Raw genomic sequence first — 25,081 nt, forward strand, 5'->3', positions numbered from 1 at the left:
AGAAGCTGCGCCAGCTCTTCTCGGTGTTAACGCGGTCGGCGGCGGCGTTGGCGCCGATCGAGATCACGGCCACCACGGCGAACATCAGCAGCGGCTGGCCGCGGAGCATGAAGGCGGCGATCACGGCGGCCGACAGCAGAACGCCGACCCCGAGGCGGCCGAGATCCTCACCGCTGTAGTCGCCGAGGACGCGGGCCTCGCCCATGCCGTTGACGAAGGTTGAGAGGATCGGGGTCGCGGCGGCGGCGGCGATGCCGATCAGCAGCATGGCCCAGGCCCAAGGCGTGACCTTGTCGATCCCGCCCGGCCGCGCCAGCACGGCCAGCGCCAGGATGAGCGGGTATTCCCAGACGTTGTTGAAGATGACCGGGGCGACGAAGGCGTTGAAGGCGCCGCCGAGGACCCCGCCGACCGAAAGCCAGAGGTAGAATTCCGTCAGGTGGGCCGGATCGGGCCGCCGCTCGACCAGGCGCTGGTGGCACATCAAGGCGGTCAGGAAGAAGGCCGCCAGGTGGACAGCGAGCTGGATCAGAAAGTTGGTCGACTTGTATGGCAGGAGGGCGGCGCAGATCGCGATCATCGCGGCCTGGAAGAACAGCGTCAGGTCCGCGGGAATGAGCGGCCGGGCCTGGAAGGCGATGACGAAGGTCAGCAGATAGAACGCCAGCGGGATGACCCACAGGAAGGGCGCGGAGGCGACGTCTGTGGTCAGGTGGGTGGTGACGCCGAGCATCAGGCTGGACGGGATGGCGGCGAAGGCCAGCCAGGTCAGGCGCTGGCGCCAGGCGAGCGGCTTTACCGCCGTCGCCGCCGCCGTCGACGGCGCGGTCTGCGGCGCGCGGGCGATCAGCACGGCGAGGCCGGCGAGCACCAGCACGAAAACGCCGTAGCCGAGGCTCCAGCCGGTGCGCTGGGCAGCCAGGGTCAGGTTGGGTTCGACCAGCAGCGGATAGGCTAGCAGGGCGAGCAGACTGCCGAGGTTGCTGGCGGCATAGAGGACGTAGGGCTCCTTGCCGCTGTCGGCGCCGATGGTGCGGGCGTGCCAGGCCTGGATCAGCGGGGCGGTGGCCGACAGCACCGCGAACGGGGCCCCCACCGAGACGGCGAGCACGCCGATGAGCCAGACATTCGGATGTTCAGGCGATGGCGGGCCGACCAGTTCGTTGACCCGCAGCGGCAGGGCCAAGGCGGCGATGACGAGAGCGGCGCCATGGATCGCCGCCTGGCGGCCGACGGTCCCGGCCTTCTGCAGCACGTGCGCGTACCCATAGCCGGCCAGCAGAGCCAGCTGGAAGAAGGCCATGCTGGTGTTCCACACCGAGGGGCTGCCGCCCAGCAGGGGCAGAACCAGCTTGGCGACCATCGGCTGGACCAGGAATACCAGCGAGGCGCTGAAGAACACCGTCAGGGCGAACAGGGCCGCCGGCGGCCGGACGCCGGTCCGCGAGGCCGCGAGCGTGGTCATGTGGTTCGGCCTTGAATCTGCGACGCCCCGGATGCTGTTCTGGGATGTTGGTTCGGCTTGGCCGTTCCGCCTAGTCCCAATCGAAGAGCAGTACGCCGATGTTTCCGCCTGATGTCACCGCGCTCGCCGCCGGCCTGATCGAAGCGGCGCGCGCCCGCCAGGCGCGGATCGTCACCGCCGAGAGCTGCACGGGCGGGCTGGTGGCGGCGGCGATCTGTTCGGTGTCGGGCGCGTCGGACGTCTTCGACCGGGGCCTCGTGACCTATTCGAACGAGGCGAAAAGCGACCTACTCGGCGTGCCCGTCGAACTGATCGCGGCGCACGGCGCAGTCTCGGAGCCGGTGGCGAGGGCGATGGCGGCCGGCGCGGCGACGAACGGCCGGCTCGCGGTGGCGATCACCGGGATCGCCGGACCGGGCGGCGGATCGGCGGAGAAGCCGGTTGGAACGGTGCACATCGCCACGGCAGGTCGCGGCGAGGTGGCGCACCGGCCTTGGCGGTTCACGGAGCCGACGCGCGAGGGCGTGCAGCTGGCGGCCGTGGCGGCGGCGCTTCAGATGCTACGGGATCGCCTGAACTGAACTGTCGCCCTCCGGAGGAGGAGGAGTTGCGGAGCCATACAGCGCCTTCGCCCGGGCCTCGAAACAGGTCATCAGGCGGTCGACAGCGTGACTGAAGTTCGCGGCCAGCAGAGCTTCGAGCAGGCGCGACTTGAACTGGAAGTCGATGTCGAAGTCGATCCGCGTGCAGCCATGGCCGGCGTCAAGGAAACGCCAGCGGTTGGCGAGCTTGCGAAACGGGCCTGAAAGCAGGCTGACGTCGATCCGCCGCTCCTTTGCGTCGCGTCGCACGCGGGTGGCGAAGCGTTCCTTCAGGAAGGAGAAGCCGACGCTGGCTTCGGCGTCGACGGCGTCGATCCCCTCCCCCAGGCCCCGCGGATTCCACGTCCGCAGCCCAGTGATCCACGGCACGAACTCGGGATAGCGCTCGACGTCGCCGACCAGGGCGAAGAGCTGGTCCGGCGTATAGGGCAGCTGTTTTGAGACGTGATGGCGCACGGGTGGTCAGGCGGCGCCTTCCAGCGCACGGCCTTCGCGTGCGCAGCCTTCGAGCGCACGACGAGCCGCCTGGAGCCGGGCGAAATCCTCGCCGGCGTGGTGCGAGGAGCGGGTCAAGGGGCTCGCCGAGACCATCAGGAAGCCTTTGGCGCGGGCGATCTCCTCAAGCGCCCGGAACTCGTCGGGGTGGACGAAGCGGTCGACGGCGGCGTGCTTGCGGGTCGGCTGCAGGTACTGGCCGATGGTGATGAAGTCGACGCCCGCCGAGCGCATGTCGTCCATCACCTGCATGACCTCTTCCTTCGCCTCGCCGAGCCCGACCATCAGGCCGGACTTGGTGAACTGGGCCGGGTCGCGTTCCTTGACGCGCTCCAGAAGGCGCAGGGAGTGGTAGTAGCGGGCGCCCGGCCGGATCGAGAGGTAGAGCCGCGGGACGGTCTCGAGGTTGTGGTTGAAGACGTCGGGTTTGGCGTCGATCACCAGCTCGGCAGCCGCCGCCGGCTTGCGCAGGAAGTCCGGCGTCAGGATCTCGATGGTGGTCGCGGGCGAGGCGGCGCGGATGGCGCGAACCACGGCGGCGAAGTGCGCCGCGCCGCCGTCGGCGAGGTCGTCGCGGTCCACCGAGGTGATGACGACGTGCTTTAGCCCCATCTTGGCGACGGCGTCCGCGACCCGGGCGGGTTCGGTCGGGTCGAGGGCGTCGGGGCGACCGGTGGCGACGTTGCAGAAGGCGCAGGCGCGGGTGCAGACCTCGCCCATGATCATCATGGTGGCGTGGCTCTTGGTCCAGCACTCGCCGATGTTCGGACAGGCCGCCTCTTCGCAGACCGTGACCAGCCGGTTGTCCTTCACGATCTGGCGCGTGGCGTTGTAGCCGGCCGAGCCCGGCGCGCGGACGCGCAACCACTCAGGCTTGCGCAGCACGGGCGTGTCGGGGCGGTTCTGCTTCTCGGGGTGACGGGGGCGGACGCCGCCCACGGTGTCGATGACCACGGCCATGGGCCCTAGATCGTTCGTTGCGGCCCGCGGATCAAGCGCGGAGGTGAAATGCGGCGCAGAGACGCGTGACGACGGGGCGTGGCGACGCTAGCGTCCGCTGGGGGACGAGCGAAACTGGAGCCTCCATGCGCGCTGCCGTGACGACCGTTCTCGCCTCCGTCCTCGCCACTGCCGCGAGCGCCCAAACACCCGCCTCAGCTCCGCCGCGCTACGGCCTGGCGCCCTGGTGGATGGACAAGCCGATCATCGCCTCTACCGGCTATGTGTGGACGGAAATCCAGGCCAACCGGGCGGCGACCTCGGCGACCTACGACGCCGTGGAGCGGGATTCAGCGGACGCCCAGCGGGCGGCCGTGCAGAAGGTCCGGGCGCTGGGCGAGGCGCTATCGGCCTACGGCGCCGACAAGGTGCGGGTCGAGACCACCTTCCGCATCCAGCCGCTCTATGACCAGTACCGCGACCGCCAGGGCGAGGTGAACGAGAACCAGCGAGCCGACAAGATCGAGCGCTATCAGGTGGTCGCGCACGTGAATGTCGAGATCCGCGACGTGCGCCTGGCCGAGCGGGTCTATGCGACGCTGATGGCGGCAAAGCCGACCTCTACCCAGGGGATGCGGTTCCGCCTCGAGGCCGAGAACGAGACCCGCACGCAAATGTCCAAGCTGGCCGTCGCCGACGCCCGCCGGCGGGCCCTGCTGGCGACCGAGGCCGCTGGGGCCCAGCTCGGCGGCGTGCGCCTGATCGATCCGACCGGCCGGGCCTGCATGGTCGACGTCCTGGTCGCCGGCGCCCCCCAGAGCTACGACGACATCACCGTGACAGCGCAGCGCGTCGCCGCGCCGCCGCCGCCGCCGCCCATCCCGCCCCTGCCCGTCCCGTCGGTGGAAGGGCGGGGGAGCGCAGGGCTCGACCCGAGCGCCGTCCAACTGCCGCTGCAGCCGCCGATGCTGCGCCTGGAGGAGCGGGCCTGCGTGGTCTACGGCCTCGGCTAGGGAACGGGCTGCGCTTTTCAGGCGCTTTCCCCAAGGTTAGGGTCCCCGCCCCGCAGCGTTTGGGAGGCGCGCCTGTTGCCGGCCAACTTCGAGATCGAAGACACTCGCACCCCGCTCTTCGACGCCCTCGTCGAAGCCAGCCGGACGTATGGCCCGAAGAAGCCGATCCTGGAGGACCACGAGCGGCGCGCCCTCTCCTACCGCGACCTGATCCGGGCCGCCTTCGCCCTGGGCCGCAAGATCGCCGGCATGACGCAGCCGGGTGAGCGGGTCGGGGTGATGCTGCCGGCCAGCGTCGGCGGGGTGGTGACGTTCTTCGCGCTGCACGCCTTCGGCCGCACGCCGACGATGCTGAACTTCACCTCCGGCATCCGCAACCTGAGGGGCGCCTGCGAGGCCGCGGGGGTCAAACGCGTCCTGACCTCTCACCGCTTCGTCGAGCAGGGCAAGCTGCACGACCTCGTGGATGCGCTGGAGCAGATCGCCACCGTCACCTACCTCGAGGACGTCCGGCAGAAGATCGGCCCGGCCGACCGGCTGTACGCGCTCGCCGCCGGGGCGATGCCCCGCCGGTTCCGCACGCCGACCCGGCCCGAAGACCCCGGCGTCATCCTTTTCACCTCCGGCAGCTATGGCGCACCGCGCGGCGTGGTGCTGAGTCAGTCGAACCTGGTGGCCAACTGCCGGCAGATCGCCGCCCACATCGCACTCGATCCGGACTGGGTGTTCTTCAACCCGCTGCCGATCTTCCATGTCTTCGGCCTCACCGGCGGGGTGCTGCTGCCGCTGCTGACGGGGATGAAGGCCTTCGAATATCCCTCGCCGCTGCACACGCGGCAGATCCCGCCGCTGGTCAAGGACACCGGCGCCTCGGTGCTGCTGGCCACCGACACCTTCGTCAACCAGTACGCCCGGGCGGCGGAGCCCGGCGACCTATCGGGCCTGCAGTTCGTCGTCTGCGGAGCCGAGAAGGTGCGGGACGAGACCCACAATCTGATCGCCGAGAAGTTCGGCCCGATCCCGCTGCTGGAAGGCTATGGCGCGACCGAGGCGGCGCCGGTGATCGCCGTCAACAAGCCGGACGACAACCGCCGCGGCACGGTGGGCGGTCTGCTGCCCGGCGTCGAAACGCGGCTGGAGCCCGTCGAGGGCATCCCTGGCGGCGGCAAGCTGTTCGTCCGCGGGCCGAACGTGATGGTCGGCTACCTGCACCCCAGCGGCGTGATCGAGGAGCCGCCCGGCGGCTGGCACGACACCGGCGACGTGGTGTCGATCGGCGACGACGGCTGGGTGAAGATCCTCGGGCGGGTGAAACGCTTCGCGAAGGTCGGCGGCGAGATGGTCTCGCTGACCGCCGCCGAGGACCTGGCGGCGGCGGTCTGGCCGGAGGGGCGGCACGCCGTGGTCGCCCTGCCCGACCCGAAGAAGGGGGAGCGGCTGATCCTGGTGACCGACCGCCGCGACGCCGACGCCCAACCGATGCTGACCCACGCCCAGAAGGTCGGCGCGCCGGAGATCGCCGTGCCGCGCAAGATCATCCGGGTGCCGGAGATCCCGGTGCTGGGCACCGGCAAGACCGACTATGTGGCCCTGCAGCGAATCGTCGACGCGGAGATCCGCCGGGCCGCATAACGCAAATGTAAGCGCCGATCGTCTGGAAGATGGCCAGATGTTCTCACGACGACGTTGAAGCTCTCGCCGGCTCGAATCCGACAAAAGAGATGGCGCAAGTCGAAGATCAGGGTGATGCGTTGTAGTTCAGGCGCTCAGGACACCTACCCCGATGACCGAGCTTGCTGCGACCGACGACATTCACGCAGAGCTGGCGGCCCTTCGGGTAAGCGAGGCGCGTTACCGGTCGGTCTTCGAGACCATGGGCCAGGGCTATTGCGAGCTTGAGCTGGTCCGCGACGCTGCGGGCCGGGCGGTCGATCAGTTCTACCTGAAGTTCAACCCGGCATTCGAGCAGCTGTTCGGGATGCCAATCTCCGCAGCTGAGGGACGACGGGCAAGCGAGCTGTTCCCAAACCTTGAGCCCTGGTGGACCGAAGCGTTCGCCCGGATCGTGGATACGGGCCGCCCCGAGCGGCTGGAGCATGTGTTCGCGGCGCTTGAGCGCACTTTCGAACTTCATGTGCATCCCCTGGGCGGCGACCGCCTTGTCGAGCTCTTCGACGATGTCACGGAACGGGCGGCGGCCGAGACAGCGCTGCGTCAGCGCGAGGCAGACCTCGCCCGCGTTCAACGTATCGGCCAGGTCGGGGGCCTCGATATCGATGTGACCGACGGACTGAGCAGCCGCCGGTCGCCGGAATACCTGCGGATACACGGCCTGCCGGATGCGCAGCCGGTGGAAAGTCACCAGGACTGGCTCGCGCGGGTGCATCCGGAGGATCGCAATCGCGCTGAGCATGCGCTGTTAGCGAGCCTCGGCGGCGGCGCGTCGATCTACGAGAACGAATACCGCATCATCCGCCCGTCCGATGGCGAAGTACGTTGGATCCACGCCCGCGCCGACATCGAGCGCGACGCCTCGGGCAAGCCCGTGCGCCTGGTCGGGGCGCATCCCGACGTCACCGAACAGAAGCGTCTGCAGGCCTCCATACGCGAGAGCGAGGTGCGCCTTGCGGCGACGTTCGAGAGCGCGCCGATTGGGATCGCGGTGATCGACAACACCGGCAAGGCTGTGCTGGCCAACGAGGGGTATCGCCGATACCTGCCCGAAGGCCTGCTTTCGTCGCACGACGGCGGGCAGGCGCCCCGCTGGCGCGCTTGGGACGCCGGGGGCAATCCTCTCGCCCCCCAGGATTTCCCGGGAGCCAGAGGGTTGAGGGGCGAGACCGTTGTCCCCGGCCAGGACATGCTCTTCATCGACCACGACGGACGTGAGGTTTGGACCAGGGTTTCCGTTGTGCCGACCCGCGACAGCGAGGGCGGATTGAATGGGTTGATCAGCGTCATCCACGACATCGACGCGGAGAAGCGGGGCGGCGAAGCGCTGCGGGCTAGTGAGGAGAAGTTCCGGGCGCTGGTGACCGCCGGCACCTATTCGGTCTACCGCATGAGCGCGGACTGGCGGCTGATGTACCAGCTCGACAGCCAGACGCTGGCCGAGACCTCCGAGCCCATCAAAGACTGGGTTGAGAAGTACATTCCTTCGGAGGACCTGCCGGCGGTTTCAGCTGCAATCGACCGAGCCATCCGCACCAAGTCCCTTTTCGAGTTGGAGCACCGGGTGCGGCTGGCTGATGGGAGCACAGGGTGGGTGCTTTCCCGGGCCGTCCCTTTGCTCGGCCCCGATGGCGAGATCACCGAGTGGTTCGGAGCAGGCAGCGACATCACGCAGCGCCACCACGACGCGGAGGCTCTGCGCGAGAGCGAGGAGCGTCTGCGCCAATTCGGCGAGGCGTCGCAGGACGTGCTGTGGATCAGGGACGCCGAGAAGCTGCAATGGCAATATCTGACGCCGGCCTTCGAGGCGATCTATGGGCTCGGCCGCGAGGAGGCGCTGTCCGGCGACAACTATCGCAGCTGGCTGGAGTTGATCGTGCCGGAAGACCGCGCGCACGCCGACGCGGCAATCGACCGGGTCCGCGCCGGCGAGCACCTGACGTTCGAGTATCGCGTCCGGCGGCCAAGGGACGGGAAGATCCGCTGGCTGCGCAACACCGACTTTCCGATCGCCGACGCCGAGGGGCGAGTAACGCGGATCGGCGGCATCGGCAAAGATATCACCGACGCCAAGCTGGCCCACGACCTGACCGAGCGCAGCGAAGAGCGACTGCGCAGTGCGGTCCAAGTCGGGCGGCTCGGCCTGTGGGACTGGAACGTCCTCACCGGGGAGGTTCACTGGTCGGACGAGCATTTCCGGATGGAGGGCTATCGCGTCGGCGAGGTCCGCCCCAGCTACGAGGCGTGGAGCGCCCGCATTCATCCGGACGACCGTCCCCGCGCCGAGGAAGCGCTGCGCCGGGCGATGGCCGCTCACGAGGAGTACGTACAGGAGTTTCGCGTCGTCCATCCGGACGGATCGGTCCACTGGCTCTACGGTCGCGGCCGGTTCTTCTACGACCACGACGGCGCGCCGGTGCGGATGATTGGCGCCATGGTCGACACGACCGACCGACGGGAGTGGGAGGAGCGGCAGACCGTGCTGGTGGCCGAGTTGCAGCACCGGACGCGCAACCTGATGGGGGTTGTCCGCTCGATGGCCGACAAGACCGCCCGCGCAAGCGACGACCTCGCCGATTTTCGGGCACGGTTCCGCGACCGCTTGGACGCGCTGTCGCGGGTCCAAGGCCTGCTGTCGAGACTGAATGACCTCGACCGAGTGACCTTCGACGAACTGATCCACACCGAACTTTCGGCCATGGACGGGGGGTCGGAGCGGGTGACTCTGAGCGGGCCGGCTGGCGTGCGGCTACGCTCATCGACCGTGCAGATGCTGGCAATGGCGCTACACGAACTTTCGACCAATGCGGTGAAGTACGGCGCCCTGGGCGCCGCCGGCGGGCGATTGGCGGTGACCTGGACGTACGAGCGGGAAGGCGAAGGCGGCAAGCCTTGGCTGCACATCGACTGGCGGGAACGTGGTGTCGCCATGCCAACCGCCGACGCGCCGCCGGCGGGGTCGGGCGAAGGGCGGGAGTTGATCGAACGGGCCCTGCCCTATCAGTTAAGAGCGCGAACGGCGTATCAATTCATGCCGGATGGCGTCCACTGCACGATTTCCATCCCCGTCTCCGAGAGCAGCGGGGCGGAGGCGACCCATGCCTGAGCGCAGCAGCGACGAATGGAGTTTGCGGGCCTGTCGCGTGCTCGTCGTCGAGGACGAGTACATGCTCGCAGAGGAGTTGCGCGCCGAGCTGGAGAATGCGGAAGCGGTCGTGCTCGGGCCGGTGGGTTACCTTGAGGACGCGTTAGACCTGATCCGCGCCGAGCCACGCATTGACGGGGCGGTGCTGGACGTCAACCTCGGCGGCGACAGCGCCTATCCGGCCGCCGACCTGCTGGTCGCCCGCGGCGTGCCGATGGTGTTCACGACAGGATATGACCCGACGGCCATCCCGCCACGGTTCGCCAAGATCGCGCGATGCGAGAAGCCGGTCGACATCGCCAAGGTGGCGCGAGCGATCAGCTCGGCGATCCACAACTAGCCGGAAGCGCCCTCGCCTTTCCGGCCGGGGCGCCGTCCTATGCGCCGAGCCCCGCCGGAGATTGAACCCATGGAACAACGTCTCTCACTGATCACCCTCGGGGTCGACGACCTGGCGCGGGCGCGGCGGTTCTACGAGGCGGGGCTGGGCTGGACGCCGCGGCAGGCGTTGGAGGGCGTGTGCTTCTACCAGCTGCCCGGGTTCGGGCTGGCCCTCTTCGGGCGCGAGGATTTGGGCGAGGACGCCCGGCGGCCAGTGGATGGGCGGTTCAGCGGGATCACCCTGGCGATCAACGAGCGATCGAAGGCGGACGTCGATGCGACCTTCGCCCAGGCCCTAGCGGCGGGCGCCGTGGCGACGAAGGCGCCCGAGGACGTGTTCTGGGGCGGCTATTCGGGCTACTTCACCGACCCGGACGGCCACAGCTGGGAAGTCGCCTGGAATCCGCAGTGCATCATCGGCGAGGACGGATCGACGACGTTCTGAGCGAGCTCAGCGACGGTCCAGCGGCGGGAACGCCTGACGCTCGCCGCGGAGTTTGAAGACGACGCCGCTTTTCATGACGAACGTCGGCCGCTCCAACTGGGTGACGTCCGCCAGCGGGCTCGAGGCGACGGCGACGATGTCGGCGTCCTTGCCCGGCTCGATGGATCCGAGGGTTTGCGAGCGGCCGAGCGCTTCGGCGGCGTCGACGGTGGCGGCGCGGATCGCCGCCGCCGGGGTCATGCCGGATTGGACCATGAGGCCGAACTCCTCGCCGTTCTTGCCGTGGTCGGAGACGCCGCTGTCGGTGCCGAAGGCGATCTTCACGCCAGCAGCGATGGCGCGCTTGTAGTTGTCGAAGGCGGTGCGGGCGGTGATCTCCGCCTTCTCCAGGGTGTTGCGCGAGCGGGCGCCCGCCCGCGCCTGAGCCAGGGCGGCGCGCGGGGCGACCATGGTCGGCACGTACCAGGCGCCGGTCTTCTTGAAGAGCGCGTCGGTCTCCTTGTCGCCGAAAGTGCCGTGCTCGATGGTGTCGACGCCGGCGTTCAGGGCGGCGGCGATGCCGTCGGCGCCGTGGGCGTGGGCCGCGACCTTGCGGCCGAACATGTGGGCGGTGTCGACGATCGCCTTCATCTCGTCGTCGAACATCTGGCGGCCGAGGCCGCCGGCGATGTTGGAATTGACGCCGCCCGTGGCCATGAACTTGATCACCTCGGCGCCCTGGCTGATCTGGGCGCGCACGGCGCGGCGGCAGTCCTCCGGACCGTCGCAGACGTTGGTTGCGTGGGCCTGGGCGGCCTCGGTCAGGTCGCGGTTGAGGTTGTTGGCCGGGTCGCCGTGACCGGCCGTGATCGAGATCGCCCGGCCGGCGGGCACGATGCCGGGGCCAGGCAGCAGCCCGTTGTTGATGCCCTCGCGCAGAGCGGTGATGCTGCGGGCCTCGCTTCCGAGGTCGCGCACGGTCGTGAAGCCGGCCTCCAACGTGCGGCGGGCGTTGTCGACGCCGATGACCATCTGGTCCTCGATGTCGCGGTTCACCGCCTCGAGCCGCGAGCGCATCTTGTCGTCGTCGTTGAACAGGTGGACGTGCAGGTCGATCAGCCCGGGCAGGACGAACTGGTCGCTCAGGTCGACGACCTTCGCGCCCGGCGCGCCGGCGGCGGCCGGATCGCGAAGGCCGGCGTGAACCGCCTCGATCCTGCCGCCGCGGATGACGATCGTGGAGGGCCCGGCGGGCGTCTGACCCGGGCGCGCCAGCAGGGCGCCGGCATGGATGACGGTGGCGGGGGCCGGCGCTTGAGCGGCTGCCGGAAAAGCCATGACCAGGGCGAGCGCGGCAACGGCCGTCGCGGTGCGGATCGTCATTGCGGAGTCCCCCCTCACTGTTGGGAGCACTCTAGCGGGGCCGCCGGCGCCGTCCAGCGGCGCTCAGCGCGGCTGTTCCTCCAGATGGCCGTCCTTCAGAGCGAACACCCGGTCCATGTGCCGGGCGAGCTCGAGGTTGTGGGTGGCGACGAGGGCGGCGACGCCCTCGCGGCGGGCCAGGGCGTAAAGGTTCTCGAACACCGCGCCGGAGGTGGTCGGGTCGAGGTTGCCGGTCGGCTCGTCGGCCAGCAGCAGGCGCGGCGAATTGGCGAGCGCTCGGGCGATGGCGACGCGCTGTTGTTCGCCGCCGGAGAGCTGGGCGGGCTGGTGGCCGATCCGGGCGGACAGGCCGAGTTCGCCCAGCAGGGCGCGGGCGCGGTCCTGCGCGGCCTTGTGACTCTTGCCGGCGATCATCTGCGGCAGGGCGACGTTGTCGAGGGCCGAGAACTCCGGCAGCAGGTGGTGGAACTGGTAGACGAAGCCGACAGTGGCCAGGCGCACGCGGCTGCGCTGCCGGTCGGACAGGTCGGTGCAGTCCTGGCCGAGCACGGTGATGCGCCCCGCATTGGGATGCTCCAGCAGGCCGGCCGCGTGCAGCAGTGAGGACTTGCCTGAGCCCGAGGGCCCGATCAGGCCGACGATCTCGCCGGCCCTCAGGTCGAGGTCGACGCCACGGAGCACGCTGAGGCCGCCCGCGGCGGTTTCGTAGGTGCGCTCCAGGCCACGGATCGACAGGACGAGGTCACTCATAGCGGAGCGCCTCCACCGGATCGAGGCGCGAGGCCCGCCAGGCCGGCGGCAGGGTGGCGAGGAAGCTCATGGCCAGGGCCCAGAAGGTGATGATCGCCACCTCCTTCGGGTCGATGTCGGCCGGGATGCTGGAGAGGAAGTAGACGTCGGACGAGAACACCGCCTGCCCGGTCGCCCATTCCACCGCCCGCTGAATCTCGGCGATGTAGGTGCAGAAGAGGACGCCGAGGCCGAGCCCGGCCAGGGTGCCGAGCACGCCGATCGAGGCGCCGGCCATGAAGAAGATGCGCAGCACCGACCCCTGCCCCGCCCCCATGGTGCGCAGGATGGCGATGTCCCGGCCCTTGTTCTTCACCAACATGACGAGGCCGGAGATGATGTTCATCGCCGCGATGGCGACCAGCAACATCAGGATCAGGCGCATGACGTTGCGCTCGACCTGCAGCGCGCCCCAGAACGAGCTGTCCCGCTGGGTCCAGTCGGAGACGAGGGCCAGCGGGCCGGCGGCCTTGTGAACCGCCGGCTTCAGGCGGGCGGCCTGGTCGGGCTCCTGGACCTTGATTTCGATGACGTCGGCGGAGCCTTCGCGACCGAAGAACAGCTGAGCCTGCTCGAAGGGCATGTAGATGAAGGCCTGATCGAACTGGCTCATGCCGACGCTGAAGGTGGCCCCGACGACGTAGGACTTTTCCTGCACGGCGCTGCCGAAGGCGGTGGCCGCGCCGCTGGGGGAGATCAGGGTCAGCGGATCGCCGGGGCGGACGCCGAGCATCTGGGCCAGACGCTCGCCGACGATGACGGTCTCGCCGCCATACTCCCCCGCCCCGAAGTCGCGCAGCGAGCCGCCCTTGAGGTTGCCGGAGACGATGGTCAAGGCGGCGAGGTCCCGTGGGGCGACGCCGCGAACGATGGCGCCGGAGACCTGGTTCGGCCCCATGGCGATGGCCTGGGCTTCAATGATCGGGGCCGCCTGGACGACGCCGGGCACCTGGCGGATGCGGGCGACGGCGGCGTCGCGGCTGGCCTCGTCCAGGATCGGGCCGGTGACGAACAGGTGGCCGTTGAAGCCGAGGTTCAGGCTGAGCAGCTCCGTCCGGAAGCCGTTCATGACGCTCATCACGATGATCAGGGTCGCGACGGCCAGCATGATGCCGATGAAGCTGATGACCGAGATCAGGGCGACGCCGCCCTGGCTGCGCTTGGCGCGCAGGTAGCGGCTCGCCAGCATGCGCTCCCAGAGGCCGAACGGCGGCGCGCGGCCGCCGGCAGTCGGCGTGGGGGTCGCGCTCGCCATCAGGCGCAGATCGCCTTCAGGGCCTGGTCGAGCGGCAGGGTGTGGCGCTCGCCGGTCGCCCGGCGCTTGATCTCCACCGTGCCCTCGCCGACCCCCTTCGGACCGACGATGAGCTGCCAGGGCACGCCGACGAGGTCGAGGCTGGCGAACTTGGCGCCCGGCCGGTCGTCACGGTCATCGAGGCAGGGCTCCTTTCCGCGGTCGGCCAGCGCCTGGTAGGCCTGCTCGGCGACCTCGTCGACGGTGGCCTCGCCAGGGCGCAGATTGACGACGGCCGCGCCGAAGGGGGCGACACTGTCGGGCCAGATGATCCCGCCCTCGTCGTGACTGGCCTCGATGATCGCACCCACGAGCCGCGAGACGCCGACGCCATAGGAGCCCATCTGGACCGGCACGTCCTTGCCATCGGGGCCTGTGACGGTGGCCTTCATCGGCTTCGAGTACTTGTCGCCGAAATAGAAGATGTGGCCGACTTCGATGCCGCGCGCCGTCATCCGCTTGTCCTCGGGGGCTTCGGCTTCGAAGCGCGCCTGATCGTGCATCTCGTCGGAGGCGGCGTAGAGGCGGGTGCGCTGCTCGACCAGCGGCTGGAGGTCGCCCTCCCAGTCGAGGTCGTGGCCGGGCGCGGCCATTTCGACGAGGTCGCGGTGGGCGAAGACCTCGCTCTCGCCGGTCTCGGCCAGGATGATGAACTCGTGGGAGAGGTCGCCGCCGATCGGGCCGGTGTCGGCGCGGACCGGGATCGCCTTTAGGCCGAGGCGCGAATAGACGTTGAGGTAGGCCAGGAACATCCGGTTGTAGGCCCGACGGGCGGCGACCTCGTCGATGTCGAACGAATAGGCGTCCTTCATCAGGAACTCGCGGCCGCGCATGACCCCGAAGCGGGGCCGGCGCTCGTCGCGGAACTTCCACTGAATGTTGTAAAGATTCTTCGGCAAGTCCTTGTAGGACTTCACATAAGATCGGAAGATATCGGTGACGACCTCCTCCGCCGTCGGCCCGTACAGCAGGTCGCGCTCGTGGCGGTCCTTGATGCGCAGCATCTCCTCGCCGTAGTCGTCGTAGCGACCGCTCTCGCGCCAGAGGTCGGCGAGCTGCAGCGTCGGCATCAGGATCTCGACCGCGCCCGCGCGGTTCATCTCCTCGCGCACGACCTGCTCGATCTTCTTCAGCACCTTCAGGCCCAGCGGCAGCCAGGCGTAGATGCCGGCCGCTTCCTGCCGGATCAGGCCCGCGCGGAGCATCAGTTGGTGGGAGACGATCTGGGCGTCGGACGGCGCCTCGCGCAGGGTGGGCATGAAGTAACGCGAAAGGCGCATGTGCGGCGATCTGTCCCTGAGAGAAGCGAACGGCGGTGATAGCGCTGCCCGGCGCGGGTTGGCAACGGGCGCTAGCGGTCCGTCGGGAAGGCGGGGAGCTCGACCAGGCCAAAGTGGATGACGACGAACACGGCGATCCACAGCAGCGCCGATATCCAGGTGGTCGTCATGAACTTCTTCTTCAGCTTGGGATCGACCGGCGCGCCGGGGTCGCCGCCGTCGCCCTTGTCGATGCCGGCCTGGGCATGGCTGGTGATCCCCCACGGCAGAACCATGAACAGCACCACCCACCAGATGGTGAAATAGATCGCGATGCCGGTGAAGATTCCCATCGGCTTTCCCCTCCCCTAGATCCGCAGCACTGTCGTCTCGACCACGGGGCGGCGGCCCCAGATGCGCTGGCTGGCCTTTTTCACGGTCCGCGAGATGGCGGTCTCGATGCTGTCGTCGAGTTCCTTTTCGGGCCCCTTGAGGCGGCCGATGGCGTCTTCGGCCGCGTCGGCCAGTTCGTCGAGCACCTCGTCCAGGTGTTCTTCGTCCTCGGTCGGTAGGCCGAGCGCGCGGACCTGCGGGCCGCTGACCACCTTGCCGCGGCCGTCGAGGACGACGGAGACGGCCAGAACCCCGTTGAAGGCCGCGTGCCGCCGCTCGCGCAGGGCCTCGCCGTTCTCGGGGGTCAGGACGCCGCCATCGACGAACAGCCGGCCGGAGGGGACCTCGTCGATCACCGCCGCGCGGCCAGGAGCCAGGCGGACCATGTCGCCGTTGCGCGGCGTCACCTGCTGCGGAACCTGAAGGTCACGGGCGAAGGCGGCGTGTTCCATCAGGTGACGACGCTCGCCATGGGTCGGGACGGCGATCTCAGGACGCGCCCAGCTGTACATCTCGGCCAGTTCGTCGCGACAAGGGTGGCCGGAGACGTGGATGCCCGGATGGTCGCGTTCGGTGTAGAGGCGCACCCCGTTCTCGGTCAGCTTGTTCTGCAGATTGCGGATCGGGATCTCGTTGCCGGGGATCACGCGGCTGGAGAAGACCACGCTGTCGCCAGCCCCCAGCTTCACGTGCGGATGGGTGCCGTCGGCGATGCGGGCCAGGGCGGCGCGCGGTTCCCCCTGGCTGCCGGTGCAGAGGTAAAGGACCGCGTTCTCCGGCAGGTGACGGGCCTCGGTGTCGTCGACGAACGGCGCGATGTCCTGCATCAGGCCCACCGACTTGGCGGCGGCGGCCATGCGGTGCATCGAGCGGCCGGCCAGACAGACGCGGCGACCGTTGGCCTCGGCGGCGCGGATTACGCTGTCCATGCGAGCGACGTTGGAGGCGAAGCAGGCGACGGCGACCTTGCCTTTCAGGCTGCCGATCAGCTCGGTCATGGCGACGCGGACGTCGGCCTCGGAGCCGGCGTGGCCGTCGACGAAGACGTTGGTCGAGTCGCAGACCATCGCCAGGACGCCCTCGTCGCCGAGGCGGCGGATGGCGGCGGCGTCGGTGACATCGCCCAGCAGCGGGTTGGGGTCGATCTTCCAGTCGCCGGTGTGGAGGACGGTGCCGAGCGGCGTGCGGATCGCGAGGCCGTTCGGCTCCGGGATCGAGTGGGTCAAGGTGATCAGGTCGAGCTTGAACGGGCCAAGCTCGATGGAGCCGCCGAGCGGCACCTCGGTAATCGACACCTCGTCGAGCAGGTCGGCCTCGCGCAGCTTCTCGCGAAGGATGAAGGCGGTGAACGGCGTTGCGTAGACCGGCGCCTTGAGCCTCGGCCACAGCCAGGCGACCGCGCCAATATGGTCCTCATGGGCGTGGGTCAGGACGATGCCGAGGATGTCGTCGGCGTACTGCTCGATGAACTCGGGGTCGGGCAGGATCACCTCGACGCCGGGCGTCGTCTGGTCGCCGAAGGTGACACCAAGGTCGACGACGACCCATTTGCGGTCGTCGGGCGGGCCGAACCCATAGAGATTGAAGTTCATGCCGATCTCGTTCGACCCGCCGAGCGGCAGGAAGACGAGTTCATCGGCTTGGGTACGCGGCATCAGGATACTTTCGTGTTGCGGCGCCAGATCTCCAGCAGGCCGCGAATGGTGAGGTCGGGGTCGAAATGGTCGATGGCGTCGGTGGCGCCGTGGAACAGGGAGGCGACGCCGCCGGTGCCGATCACGGTCATGGGCTTGCCCCACTCGGCCTTGATCCGGCCGACGAGGCCCTCGATCAGGGCGATATAGCCCCAGAACACGCCGGACTGCATGGCCGCCACGGTGTCCTTGCCGATCGCGGTGTTGCCGCGTGGTCGCTGGATGGCGACTCGCGGGAGTTTCGCCGCCGCCTGGTGCAACGCCTCCATCGAGAGGTTGATCCCGGGCGCGATGGCGCAGCCCTCCATCCCGCCGTCGGCGGCGATGACGTCGAAGGTGGTGGCCGTGCCGCTGTCAATGACGATCAGATCGCCCGGATAGACGATGTGCGCGCCGATGGCGTTGACCAGGCGGTCGGCGCCCGCCTCAGATGGCTTGTCGATCCGCACCGGAATGCCGAGCTCGGCATTCTCGCCGACGACCAGCGGTTCGACCTGTAGATAGCGGCGGGCGAGGTTGCGCAGATTGAAGATCGACTGCGGCACGACGCTGGAGATGATGCAGGCGTCGAAGGCGCCGAGCGCCAGACCGGTCATGGCGAGAAGCTGCAACAGCCAGACGGCGTATTCGTCGGCCGTGCGGTTCGATTGGGTGGCCGTGCGCCACTGGGCGATCCACCGCTCGCCGTCATGCACGGCAAAGAGGGTGTTGGTGTTGCCCTGTTCGATGGCCAGCAGCACGCTCAAGAGCCTCCAAAGAAGACGTCGCCGGCCGTGATGCGGACGAGAGTCCCATCGTCCTGCCTGAGCCGCAAGGCGCCCTCCTCGTCTAGCCCGTCGGCGACACCAAAGAGGGTGCGGTCCGGCAGGCGGGCCTCGCAGCGGCCGCCGAGACCGTGAGCGCGGGCCGTCCAGGCGCGGGATATGGGGGCGAAGCCGTCCTGTTCCCAGACCTGGCGCCAGATCTCGAAACGGGTCGCCAGGATGTCGAGGGCGTCGAGGGCGCCCGGCGGCGGGGCGGCCATGTGGTCGGCGAGCGCCGTGGCCGGGCGCTCGGTGTCGTCCGGAGCGACGGCGAGGTTCACGCCGACGCCGACGGCGAGCCACAGGCGGCCGTCGGACCGCGCGCCGGATTCGATCAGCACGCCGACCGCCTTGCGGCCGTGGACCAGCACGTCGTTGGGCCATTTGAGCTGGGCTGCGCCCTCACCCAGGCAGGTGTCGACGAGGTCGGCGGCGGCTAACGCGGCGACGAAGGAGAGCTGCGCCGCCACAGCCGGAGGGGCGTCGGTGGTGGTCAGCAGGGTGGCGGCGAGGTTGCCCGAGGGACTCGCCCAATTGCGGCCGCGGCGACCGCGGCCGGCGGTCTGCACGGCGGCGGTGATCCAGACCGGCCCGCCCCGCCCCGCCTCGGCCCGGCGACGGGCCTCGGCATTGGTGGAGTCCAGCTCGTCGTACGCGTCGACGGGCGGGTGGGTCGTCAACGTCAGGCGAGACCAAACGCGGCGGCCGCACGGGCGGCCAGCGGGTCGAGCCAGGTCAGGGCGACGAGGACGATCGGGAACGAGAACACCGCCATGGCCAGGGCGATGACCCGCGCCTCAGGCGCCGGCTTGTCCGTGGCGGCGGAGGCCGCGTCGAACCACATCACCTTCAGCAGGCGCAGGTAGTAGAAGGCGGCGACAACCGAGCCGACGAGGCCGGCGACGGCCGCCCAGACAAGGCCGGCGTCGAGGGCGGCGCGGAAGACGTAGACCTTCGCCCAGAAGCCGGAGAACGGCGGCAGGCCGAGCGCCGACAGCGAGAAGGCGGTCATGGCCAGGGCGATGCCCGGCTGTTCCTTGATGAGGCCGGCCATGTCCTCGATCGTTTCCATCGGCCGCCCCTGGCGCGACAGGGCCGCGAGGCAGGCGAAGAAGCCAGTGACGTCGATCATGTAGAGGATCATGAACATCAGCATGCCCTGCATGCCCTCGCCGGTGCCGGCGGCGAGGCCGAGGACGGCGTAGCCGATGTTGGCGATCGACGAGTAGGCCCACAGGCGCTTGAGGTTCTTCTGCGCCAGGCCCGCGAAGGCGCCGACGAAGATCGAGATCAGGGCGATGACGACCAGCACCTGCTGCCACTGCGGAACGGCGCCGGCGAAGCCTTCGGCCAGGACGCGGGCGAACAGCACCATGGCGGCGAGCTTCGGTGCGGCGGCGAAGAAGGCGACGACCGGGGTCGGCGCGCCTTCGTAGACGTCCGGCGTCCACATGTGGAACGGCGCGGCCGAGACCTTGAACGCCAGGCCGCAGATCAGGAACACGAGGCCGAACAGCAGGCCGGTGTTGGCGCCGTTCTGCGCGACCACGGCGATCTCCGAGAACACCGTCGAACCGGCGAAGCCGTAGATCAGGCTGGATCCGTAGAGCAGCAGGCCGGACGACAGAGCGCCGAGCACGAAGTACTTCAGGCCGGCCTCCGAGGCCTTGCCGTCGTCGCGGTGCATGGCGGCCAGGACGTAGAGCGCCAGGGAGTGCAGCTCGACGCCGACGTAGAGCGAGATCAGGTCGCCGGCCGAGGCCATCATGCCCATGCCGAGGGCGGCGAGCAGGATCAGGACCGGGAATTCGAAGTTGCGCACGCCGCGCCGCTCGAACCAGCGCTGGCCGAGCGGGATGGCGATGGCCGAGGCGATGTAGATCGCAACCTTGGCGAAGGTCGCGGCCTCGTCGGAGATCAGCCCGCCAGCGAAAGCGCGGCCGAACGGGCCGGTGGCCGAGGCGAAGGCGGCGCCCAGCAGGGCGACGATGGCCGCAGCGCTCAGCGCCGTGGTCATGCGCGGCGCGAACGCGCCCCAGACCAGCAGCGCCAGGGCGGCGACGGCGAGGATCAGCTCGGGGAAGGCAAGGCCGATGTCGGCGGAGAACGTCATCTTTAAGGCTCAGCCCCCGATGGCCGCCCGGTAGACCGTCACAAGCTGGTCGACCGAGGCCTCAGTGAAGTGGAAGACGGCGTTCGGCTGAACACCGAGAAAGAGGGTGGAGAGGATCAGCGGGACGAAGATCGCCCACTCGCGCCAGTCCAGGTCCTCGATCGCCGCGAGCTTGGGGTTCGTGAGCTCCCCGAACACGACCCGGCGGTAGAGGGTCAGGGCGTACATCGCGGAAAGGATCACCCCGGTCGCCGCGACGATGGCGGTCCAGGTCGAGGCCTCATAGGCCCCGGTCATGGTCAGAATCTCGCCGACGAAGCCTGAGGTCCCCGGCAGGCCGACGTTGCCCATGGTGAACAGCAGGAAGACCGCCGCGTACCACGGCATGCGGTTCACCAGGCCGCCGTAGAAGGCGATCTCCCGGGTGTGCATCCGGTCGTAGACGACGCCGACGCAGAGGAAGAGCGCGCCGGAGATCACCCCGTGGCTGATCATCTGGAACAGGGCGCCCTGCTCGCCGGCGGCGTTGCCGGAGAAGATGCCCATGGTCACGAAGCCCATGTGGGCGACCGACGAATAGGCGATCAGCTTCTTGATGTCGGTCTGCCGGAAGGCGACCAGCGAGGTGTAGACGATGGCGACGACACTGAGCGCGAAGACCAGCGGCGTGAACATCGCCGAGGCGTCCGGGAACATCGGCAGGCTGAACCGCATGAAGCCGTAGCCGCCCATCTTCAGCAGGATGCCGGCCAGGATCACCGAGCCCGCGGTGGGCGCCTCGACGTGGGCGTCGGGCAGCCACGTATGGACCGGCCACATCGGCATCTTCACCGCGAAGGAGGCGAAGAAGGCCAGCCACAGCCAGGTCTGCACGTCGGCGCCGAAGTCGTAGGTCATCAGCTCGGGGATCGAGCTGGTGCCGGCGATGTTGATCATCGCCAGGATGGCGGCGAGCATCAGCACCGAGCCAAACAGCGTGTAGAGGAAGAACTTGAACGCCGCATAGACCCGCCGCGCGCCGCCCCAGATGCCGATGATCAGGAACATCGGCACCAGGCCGAATTCGAAGAACACGTAGAACAGGACGATATCGAGCGCGCAGAAGACGCCGATCACCAGGGTCTCGAGGACCAGGAAGGCGATCATGTACTCCGGCACCCGCTTCTCGATGGAATTCCACGAGGCGGCGATGCAGAGCGGCATCAGGAAGGCGGTCAACAGGACGAACAGCACCGAGATGCCGTCGACGCCCATGCGGTAGGCGATCCCGGCGAACCACGGAACTTCTTCCGGGAACTGGAAGCCGGTCTCGTTCGGGTCGAACTGGGCGACCATCAGGATCGAAAGGACGAAGGTCGCCAGGGTCGCGACCAGCGCGATCCACTTCGAGGCGTTCACCACGGAGGCGTCCTCCGACCCGCGCAGCAGGCGCAGGACCAGGATGCCCGCCACGCCGACGATCGGCGCGTAGGTGATGAGGGAAAGCAGGCCGGTCATGATGGTCTCCGCCCTCCCCTTAGGCGTTCCACGCCCAGAGGGCGTAGGTGAGAAGGCCAGCGACGCCGAGCAGCATCACGAAGGCGTAGTGGTACAGGAAGCCGGTCTGCAGCCGGCCGGTGCGACGCCCGACGGCATAGGAGACGGCCGAGACGCCATCGGGGCCAAGGCCGTCGATGATCTTCTGGTCGCCGCCCTTCCAGAACAGGTCGCCGAGGAACTTCGCCGCGCGGACGAAGGTCGCGTCGTACAGCTCGTCGAAGAACCACTTGTTGTAGAAGAAGGTGTAGGCGGGCCCGCCACGAGCCGCGAGACGCGCCCCGAGGCCTTCCTTGACGATGTAGACGTAGGCCGCGACCAGCAGGCCGCCGATCGAGGCGACGAGCGGAGCCAGGAACACCCACAGCGGCGCGTGGTGGCCTTCGGCCGCAGCCTCTTCGGCGTGCGCCGGGGGAACCGCGCCCTCGGCTTGCTGGGCCGCGTCGGTCGCCGTGTGCGTCGGCTCCGCATGGCCGGCGGGCGCCGGGCCGTGCGCGGCCGGGGCATTGTAGATCGCGCCCTTCCAGAACTCGGCTTTGTGCTCGCCGATGAACTGGTGGTGGAAGGCGAAGCCGGCGGCGATGGCGCCGATGGCCAACAGGATCAGCGGCAGGCGCATGGTCCACGGGCTTTCGTGCGGCTTGTGTTCGTGGCCATGACCGTGGCCGTGGCCGTGATCATGCGCCGGGGCGTCAGCCAGCGGCTCGTCGTGCGTTTCGTGCTGCGCCGTCGAGGCATGATCGCTGTGCGCGCCGTGCGCGTGATCGTCGTGATGATCGCGGTTGTGCCAGTGGTGCTCGAGGTCTTCGCTCGTCCAGCGGGCGTGGCCGTTGAAGGTGAAGAACGCGAGGCGCCAGGAATAGAAGGCCGTCAGCCCCGCCACGAGCACGCCAATGATGAAGGCGAACCAGCCGATGGCCTGGCCGGCGGCGGCCGCCTCATAGGCCGCGTGGATGATCGCGTCCTTCGAGTAGAAGCCGGCGAAGCCGAGCTCCAGAGCCGGCAGACCGAAGGCGACGCCCGGGAAGCCGAGGCCGGTGATGGCGATGGTGCCGATGGTCATGACCGCATAGGTGACCGGCAGGAACTTCGCGAGCGCGCCGTAGCGACGCATATCCTGTTCGTGCGCCATGCCGTGGATCACCGAGCCCGCGCCGAGGAACAGCAGCGCCTTGAAGAAGGCGTGGGTGAACAGGTGGAACATGGCCGCCTGATAGGCGCCCAGGCCGGCGGCGAAGAACATGTAGCCGAGCTGCGAACAGGTCGAATAGGCGATGACCCGCTTGATGTCGTTCTGGGTCAGGCCGACGGTGGCTGCAAACAGGGCGGTGATCGCGCCGATGACCGTGACGATGTTCTTGGCGACCGGCGCATACTCGAACATCGGCGACAGCAGGCACAGCATGTAGACGCCGGCGGTGACCATGGTCGCCGCGTGGATCAGCGCCGAAACCGGCGTCGGGCCTTCCATGGCGTCCGGCAGCCAGGTGTGCAGGAAGAACTGCGCCGACTTGCCCATGGCGCCGATGAACAGCAGCACGCAGGCGATATCCGCCAGGCGGAAGCCCTGGCCGGCGAATTCCCAGGTGCGGCCGGCATTGGCGGCGATCATCGGGAACAGCTCGGCGAACTGGATGGTCCCGAAGGCCCAGAACACCGTCATGATGCCGAGGGCGAAGCCGAAGTCGCCGACACGGTTGACGACGAAGGCCTTGATCGAGGCGGCGTTGGCGGTCGGCTTCTTGAACCAGAAGCCGATCAGCAGGTAGCTGGCGAGGCCGACGCCTTCCCAGCCGAAGAACAGCTGCATGAAGTCCGCCGAGCTGATCAGCGACAGCATGGCGAAGGTGAACAGCGACAGGTAGGCGAAGAACCGCGGGCGGTGCGGATCCTCGGCCATGTAGCCCCAAGAATAGAGGTGCACCAGCGACGAGACGCTGGTCACCACGACCAGCATCACCGCCGAAAGCGCGTCGAGCCGGAACGACCAGTTCGAGACGAAATTTCCGACGTGGATGAACGGCGCGTAGGTGATGGTGAAGGGCTCGAGCCCGCCCCAGGTCCACTGGCTGAACACCGTCCACGACAGCAGGGCGGACAGGAACAGGAAACCAGTGGTGACGGCCTGCGAGGCCTTGGCCGGGATAAAGCGGCCGCCAAGACCGGCGACGATCGCACCGATCAGCGGCCCGAACAGGATGATGGTGACGAGGGCTTTGGGGTCCACGTTCGATCAGCCCTTCATCATCGAGGCGTCGTCCACGGCGATGTCGCCGCGGTTACGGAAGAAGGTCACGAGGATCGCCAGGCCGACAGCGGCTTCGGCCGCCGCGACGGTCAGGACGAACATGGCGAAGATCTGCCCGACGACGTTGTGCAGATAGACCGAGAACGCCACCAGGTTGATGTTCACGGCGAGCAGGATCAGCTCGATCGACATCAGGATGACGATGATGTTCTTGCGGTTCACGAAGATGCCGAAGACGCCGATCGTGAACAGGATGGCGGCGACCGCCAGATAGTGCGCGAGGCCGATGGTCATTGGTCGATCCCCCCATCGATCCCCTGCCCGGGCTTCGGGCTGACGATGCGCATGCCGGTCTTGGCGGTCCGCGCCACCTGGTCGGCGATCACCTGACGGCGCACGCCCGGCTTATGGCGCAGGGTCAGCACGATGGCCCCGATCATGGCCACCAGCAGCACCAGACCGGCGGCCTGGAAGAAATAGACGTAGTCCGTATAGAGCAGCCGCCCGATCGCCTCGGCGTTGGGCAGGTCCGAACCGTGTCCGGAAGCGTTCGGCGCCGCATTGGCAGCCGCCGCGCCGCGCGTGGCCACGGTCGTCGAGACCATGATCATCTCGAGCGCCAGCAGGCCGGCGACGAGCAGGCCGATCGGCATGTAGCGGGCGAAGCCCTGCCGCAGAGCGGCGAAGTCGACGTCCAGCATCATGACGACGAAGAGGAACAGCACCGCGACCGCGCCGACGTAGACGACGACGAGGAGCATGGCGATGAACTCCGCGCCCATGAGCACGAAGAGCCCGGCCGCCGAGAAGAAGGCCAGGATCAGCCACAGGACCGAGTGCACGGGGTTTCGCGCCGAAACGACGGCGAACCCCGCGAGGACGGTCACGGCCGCCAGCAAGTAAAATGCGATCGCCTGCAGGGCCATCGGCGGGTTCTAGCTCCCCTCAAATACCTGAGTTCTGCGCCTAAAGCGGACAGCCGCGGAATCGCGCGGCTGTCTTAGCGATAGGGCGCATCCAGTTCCAGATTCTTCGCGATCTCGCGCTCCCAGCGGTCGCCGTTATCCAGCAGGCGCTCCTTGTCGTAGTAGAGCTCCTCGCGGGTCTCGACGGCGAACTCCAGGTTCGGGCCTTCCACGATCGCGTCCACCGGGCATGCCTCCTGGCACAGCCCGCAGTAGATGCACTTGACCATGTCGATGTCGTAGCGGGTCGTCCGGCGCGAGCCGTCGGCGCGGGGCTCGGCCTCGATGGTGATGGCCTGGGCCGGACAGACCGCCTCGCAGAGCTTGCAGGCGATGCAGCGCTCTTCGCCGTTCGGATAGCGGCGCAGGGCATGCTCGCCGCGGAAGCGCGGGCTCTGCGGATTGCGCTCGTGCGGGTACTGCACGGTCTTCTTCGGCCGCATCATGTGCTTCATGGCCAGGCCGAAGG

General features: G+C 68.5%; 21 protein-coding genes and 2 pseudogenes. 6 read left to right on the top strand and 17 right to left on the bottom strand.

Annotated elements, in window-relative coordinates; translation table 11 throughout:
- A pseudogene (locus ACILRF_RS05725) lies at positions 1-1,465 on the bottom strand (spermidine synthase); the annotation flags it as partial.
- 98 nt (positions 1,466-1,563) lie between these two features.
- Between ACILRF_RS05725 and ACILRF_RS05730 the strand changes: the two are divergent.
- Entirely contained in the window at positions 1,564-2,046 is a 483-nt protein-coding gene (locus ACILRF_RS05730; RefSeq protein ID WP_395671314.1) for a CinA family protein, read from the top strand.
- Here the strand turns inward: ACILRF_RS05730 and ACILRF_RS05735 are convergent.
- Positions 2,026-2,523 carry a type II toxin-antitoxin system RatA family toxin gene (locus ACILRF_RS05735; RefSeq protein ID WP_395671315.1) on the bottom strand — a complete coding sequence of 166 codons (498 nt, stop codon included), beginning with the start codon at positions 2,521-2,523 and terminating at the stop codon, positions 2,026-2,028. The two genes, ACILRF_RS05730 and ACILRF_RS05735, sit on opposite strands and share 21 nt — an antisense overlap.
- Before the next feature lie 6 nt (positions 2,524-2,529).
- Positions 2,530-3,522 (bottom strand): lipoyl synthase, encoded by a 993-nt coding sequence (gene lipA, locus ACILRF_RS05740; protein ID WP_395671316.1) that lies wholly within the window; start codon positions 3,520-3,522, stop codon positions 2,530-2,532.
- A 125-nt stretch (positions 3,523-3,647) separates the two neighbouring features.
- On the opposite strand from lipA, the gene ACILRF_RS05745 reads away from it, so the two are divergent.
- The 5 genes from ACILRF_RS05745 (at position 3,648) to ACILRF_RS05765 (ending at position 10,156) form a co-directional block, all read left to right on the top strand.
- Positions 3,648-4,514, top strand: a complete 867-nt coding sequence (locus ACILRF_RS05745; RefSeq protein WP_395671317.1) for an SIMPL domain-containing protein — start codon at positions 3,648-3,650, stop codon at positions 4,512-4,514.
- Positions 4,515-4,589: 75 nt separating this feature from the next.
- A complete protein-coding gene (locus ACILRF_RS05750; protein WP_395671318.1) occupies positions 4,590-6,146 on the top strand; it encodes an AMP-binding protein in 1,557 nt (518 codons plus the stop codon).
- Between the two features lie 151 nt (positions 6,147-6,297).
- Positions 6,298-9,291: a PAS domain-containing protein gene (locus ACILRF_RS05755; protein WP_395671319.1), complete on the top strand. Its 2,994-nt coding sequence runs from the start codon at positions 6,298-6,300 to the stop codon at positions 9,289-9,291.
- A complete protein-coding gene (locus ACILRF_RS05760) occupies positions 9,284-9,670 on the top strand; it encodes a hypothetical protein (protein ID WP_395671320.1) in 387 nt (128 codons plus the stop codon). Before ACILRF_RS05755 ends, ACILRF_RS05760 begins: the two co-directional genes overlap by 8 nt.
- Positions 9,671-9,739: 69 nt before the next feature.
- On the top strand, positions 9,740-10,156 hold the full coding sequence (locus tag ACILRF_RS05765) for a VOC family protein (protein WP_395671321.1): 417 nt from the start codon (positions 9,740-9,742) through the stop codon (positions 10,154-10,156).
- A gap of 6 nt (positions 10,157-10,162) precedes the next feature.
- On the opposite strand, the gene ACILRF_RS05770 is transcribed toward ACILRF_RS05765, so the two are convergent.
- The 14 genes and pseudogenes from ACILRF_RS05770 to nuoI form a co-directional block, all read right to left on the bottom strand.
- Entirely contained in the window at positions 10,163-11,518 is a 1,356-nt protein-coding gene (locus tag ACILRF_RS05770; RefSeq protein ID WP_395671322.1) for an amidohydrolase family protein, read from the bottom strand.
- Between the two features lie 219 nt (positions 11,519-11,737).
- Positions 11,738-12,268, bottom strand: a pseudogene (locus ACILRF_RS05775) (ABC transporter ATP-binding protein); the annotation flags it as partial.
- On the bottom strand, positions 12,261-13,562 hold the full coding sequence (locus ACILRF_RS05780) for a lipoprotein-releasing ABC transporter permease subunit (RefSeq protein WP_395671323.1): 1,302 nt from the start codon (positions 13,560-13,562) through the stop codon (positions 12,261-12,263). The gene ACILRF_RS05780 and the pseudogene ACILRF_RS05775, both read right to left, overlap by 8 nt.
- Positions 13,562-14,881 carry a proline--tRNA ligase gene (gene proS / locus ACILRF_RS05785; RefSeq protein ID WP_395671324.1) on the bottom strand — a complete coding sequence of 440 codons (1,320 nt, stop codon included), beginning with the start codon at positions 14,879-14,881 and terminating at the stop codon, positions 13,562-13,564. Before proS ends, ACILRF_RS05780 begins: the two co-directional genes overlap by 1 nt.
- Positions 14,882-14,952: 71 nt before the next feature.
- Positions 14,953-15,213 carry a DUF1467 family protein gene (locus ACILRF_RS05790; protein WP_395671325.1) on the bottom strand — a complete coding sequence of 87 codons (261 nt, stop codon included), beginning with the start codon at positions 15,211-15,213 and terminating at the stop codon, positions 14,953-14,955.
- A gap of 15 nt (positions 15,214-15,228) precedes the next feature.
- Positions 15,229-16,908, bottom strand: a complete 1,680-nt coding sequence (locus ACILRF_RS05795; RefSeq protein WP_395671326.1) for a ribonuclease J — start codon at positions 16,906-16,908, stop codon at positions 15,229-15,231.
- On the bottom strand, positions 16,908-17,687 hold the full coding sequence (locus tag ACILRF_RS05800; protein WP_395671327.1) for a type III pantothenate kinase: 780 nt from the start codon (positions 17,685-17,687) through the stop codon (positions 16,908-16,910). Before ACILRF_RS05800 ends, ACILRF_RS05795 begins: the two co-directional genes overlap by 1 nt.
- A 2-nt stretch (positions 17,688-17,689) precedes the next feature.
- Positions 17,690-18,436, bottom strand: a complete 747-nt coding sequence (locus ACILRF_RS05805) for a biotin--[acetyl-CoA-carboxylase] ligase (protein WP_395671334.1) — start codon at positions 18,434-18,436, stop codon at positions 17,690-17,692.
- Positions 18,433-19,863: an NADH-quinone oxidoreductase subunit NuoN gene (gene nuoN, locus ACILRF_RS05810; RefSeq protein WP_395671328.1), complete on the bottom strand. Its 1,431-nt coding sequence runs from the start codon at positions 19,861-19,863 to the stop codon at positions 18,433-18,435. Before nuoN ends, ACILRF_RS05805 begins: the two co-directional genes overlap by 4 nt.
- A 9-nt stretch (positions 19,864-19,872) precedes the next feature.
- The gene (locus ACILRF_RS05815; RefSeq protein ID WP_395671329.1) at positions 19,873-21,360 is read right to left on the bottom strand and encodes an NADH-quinone oxidoreductase subunit M; all 1,488 of its coding nucleotides are present in this window, start codon (positions 21,358-21,360) and stop codon (positions 19,873-19,875) included.
- 19 nt (positions 21,361-21,379) lie between these two features.
- Positions 21,380-23,626 carry an NADH-quinone oxidoreductase subunit L gene (gene nuoL, locus ACILRF_RS05820; protein WP_395671330.1) on the bottom strand — a complete coding sequence of 749 codons (2,247 nt, stop codon included), beginning with the start codon at positions 23,624-23,626 and terminating at the stop codon, positions 21,380-21,382.
- Positions 23,627-23,632: 6 nt separating this feature from the next.
- Positions 23,633-23,941, bottom strand: a complete 309-nt coding sequence (gene nuoK, locus ACILRF_RS05825; protein ID WP_395671331.1) for an NADH-quinone oxidoreductase subunit NuoK — start codon at positions 23,939-23,941, stop codon at positions 23,633-23,635.
- Positions 23,938-24,573: an NADH-quinone oxidoreductase subunit J gene (locus ACILRF_RS05830; RefSeq protein WP_395671332.1), complete on the bottom strand. Its 636-nt coding sequence runs from the start codon at positions 24,571-24,573 to the stop codon at positions 23,938-23,940. Before ACILRF_RS05830 ends, nuoK begins: the two co-directional genes overlap by 4 nt.
- 74 nt (positions 24,574-24,647) lie before the next feature.
- Positions 24,648-25,081 (bottom strand): NADH-quinone oxidoreductase subunit NuoI (gene nuoI, locus ACILRF_RS05835; protein WP_395671333.1); only part of this gene is annotated, 434 nt, incomplete at its 5' end.

This window comes from Phenylobacterium sp., assembly GCF_044236515.1.
Classification (GTDB): Bacteria; Pseudomonadota; Alphaproteobacteria; order Caulobacterales; family Caulobacteraceae; genus Phenylobacterium.

Excerpts from the sequence above, each read along its gene's own strand:
- proS (WP_395671324.1), bottom strand. The coding sequence starts at position 14,881 with ATGCGCCTTTCGCGTTACTTCATGCCCACCCTGCGCGAGGCGCCGTCC.
- ACILRF_RS05730 (WP_395671314.1), top strand. The coding sequence starts at position 1,564 with ATGTTTCCGCCTGATGTCACCGCGCTCGCCGCCGGCCTGATCGAAGCG.
- ACILRF_RS05760 (WP_395671320.1), top strand. The coding sequence starts at position 9,284 with ATGCCTGAGCGCAGCAGCGACGAATGGAGTTTGCGGGCCTGTCGCGTG.
- ACILRF_RS05815 (WP_395671329.1), bottom strand. The coding sequence starts at position 21,360 with ATGACCGGCCTGCTTTCCCTCATCACCTACGCGCCGATCGTCGGCGTG.
- ACILRF_RS05770 (WP_395671322.1), bottom strand. The coding sequence starts at position 11,518 with ATGACGATCCGCACCGCGACGGCCGTTGCCGCGCTCGCCCTGGTCATG.
- ACILRF_RS05830 (WP_395671332.1), bottom strand. The coding sequence starts at position 24,573 with ATGGCCCTGCAGGCGATCGCATTTTACTTGCTGGCGGCCGTGACCGTC.
- ACILRF_RS05790 (WP_395671325.1), bottom strand. The coding sequence starts at position 15,213 with ATGGGAATCTTCACCGGCATCGCGATCTATTTCACCATCTGGTGGGTG.
- ACILRF_RS05755 (WP_395671319.1), top strand. The coding sequence starts at position 6,298 with ATGACCGAGCTTGCTGCGACCGACGACATTCACGCAGAGCTGGCGGCC.
- ACILRF_RS05795 (WP_395671326.1), bottom strand. The coding sequence starts at position 16,908 with ATGCCGCGTACCCAAGCCGATGAACTCGTCTTCCTGCCGCTCGGCGGG.
- nuoN (WP_395671328.1), bottom strand. The coding sequence starts at position 19,863 with ATGACGTTCTCCGCCGACATCGGCCTTGCCTTCCCCGAGCTGATCCTC.
- lipA (WP_395671316.1), bottom strand. The coding sequence starts at position 3,522 with ATGGCCGTGGTCATCGACACCGTGGGCGGCGTCCGCCCCCGTCACCCC.
- ACILRF_RS05745 (WP_395671317.1), top strand. The coding sequence starts at position 3,648 with ATGCGCGCTGCCGTGACGACCGTTCTCGCCTCCGTCCTCGCCACTGCC.
- nuoK (WP_395671331.1), bottom strand. The coding sequence starts at position 23,941 with ATGACCATCGGCCTCGCGCACTATCTGGCGGTCGCCGCCATCCTGTTC.
- ACILRF_RS05765 (WP_395671321.1), top strand. The coding sequence starts at position 9,740 with ATGGAACAACGTCTCTCACTGATCACCCTCGGGGTCGACGACCTGGCG.
- ACILRF_RS05780 (WP_395671323.1), bottom strand. The coding sequence starts at position 13,562 with ATGGCGAGCGCGACCCCCACGCCGACTGCCGGCGGCCGCGCGCCGCCG.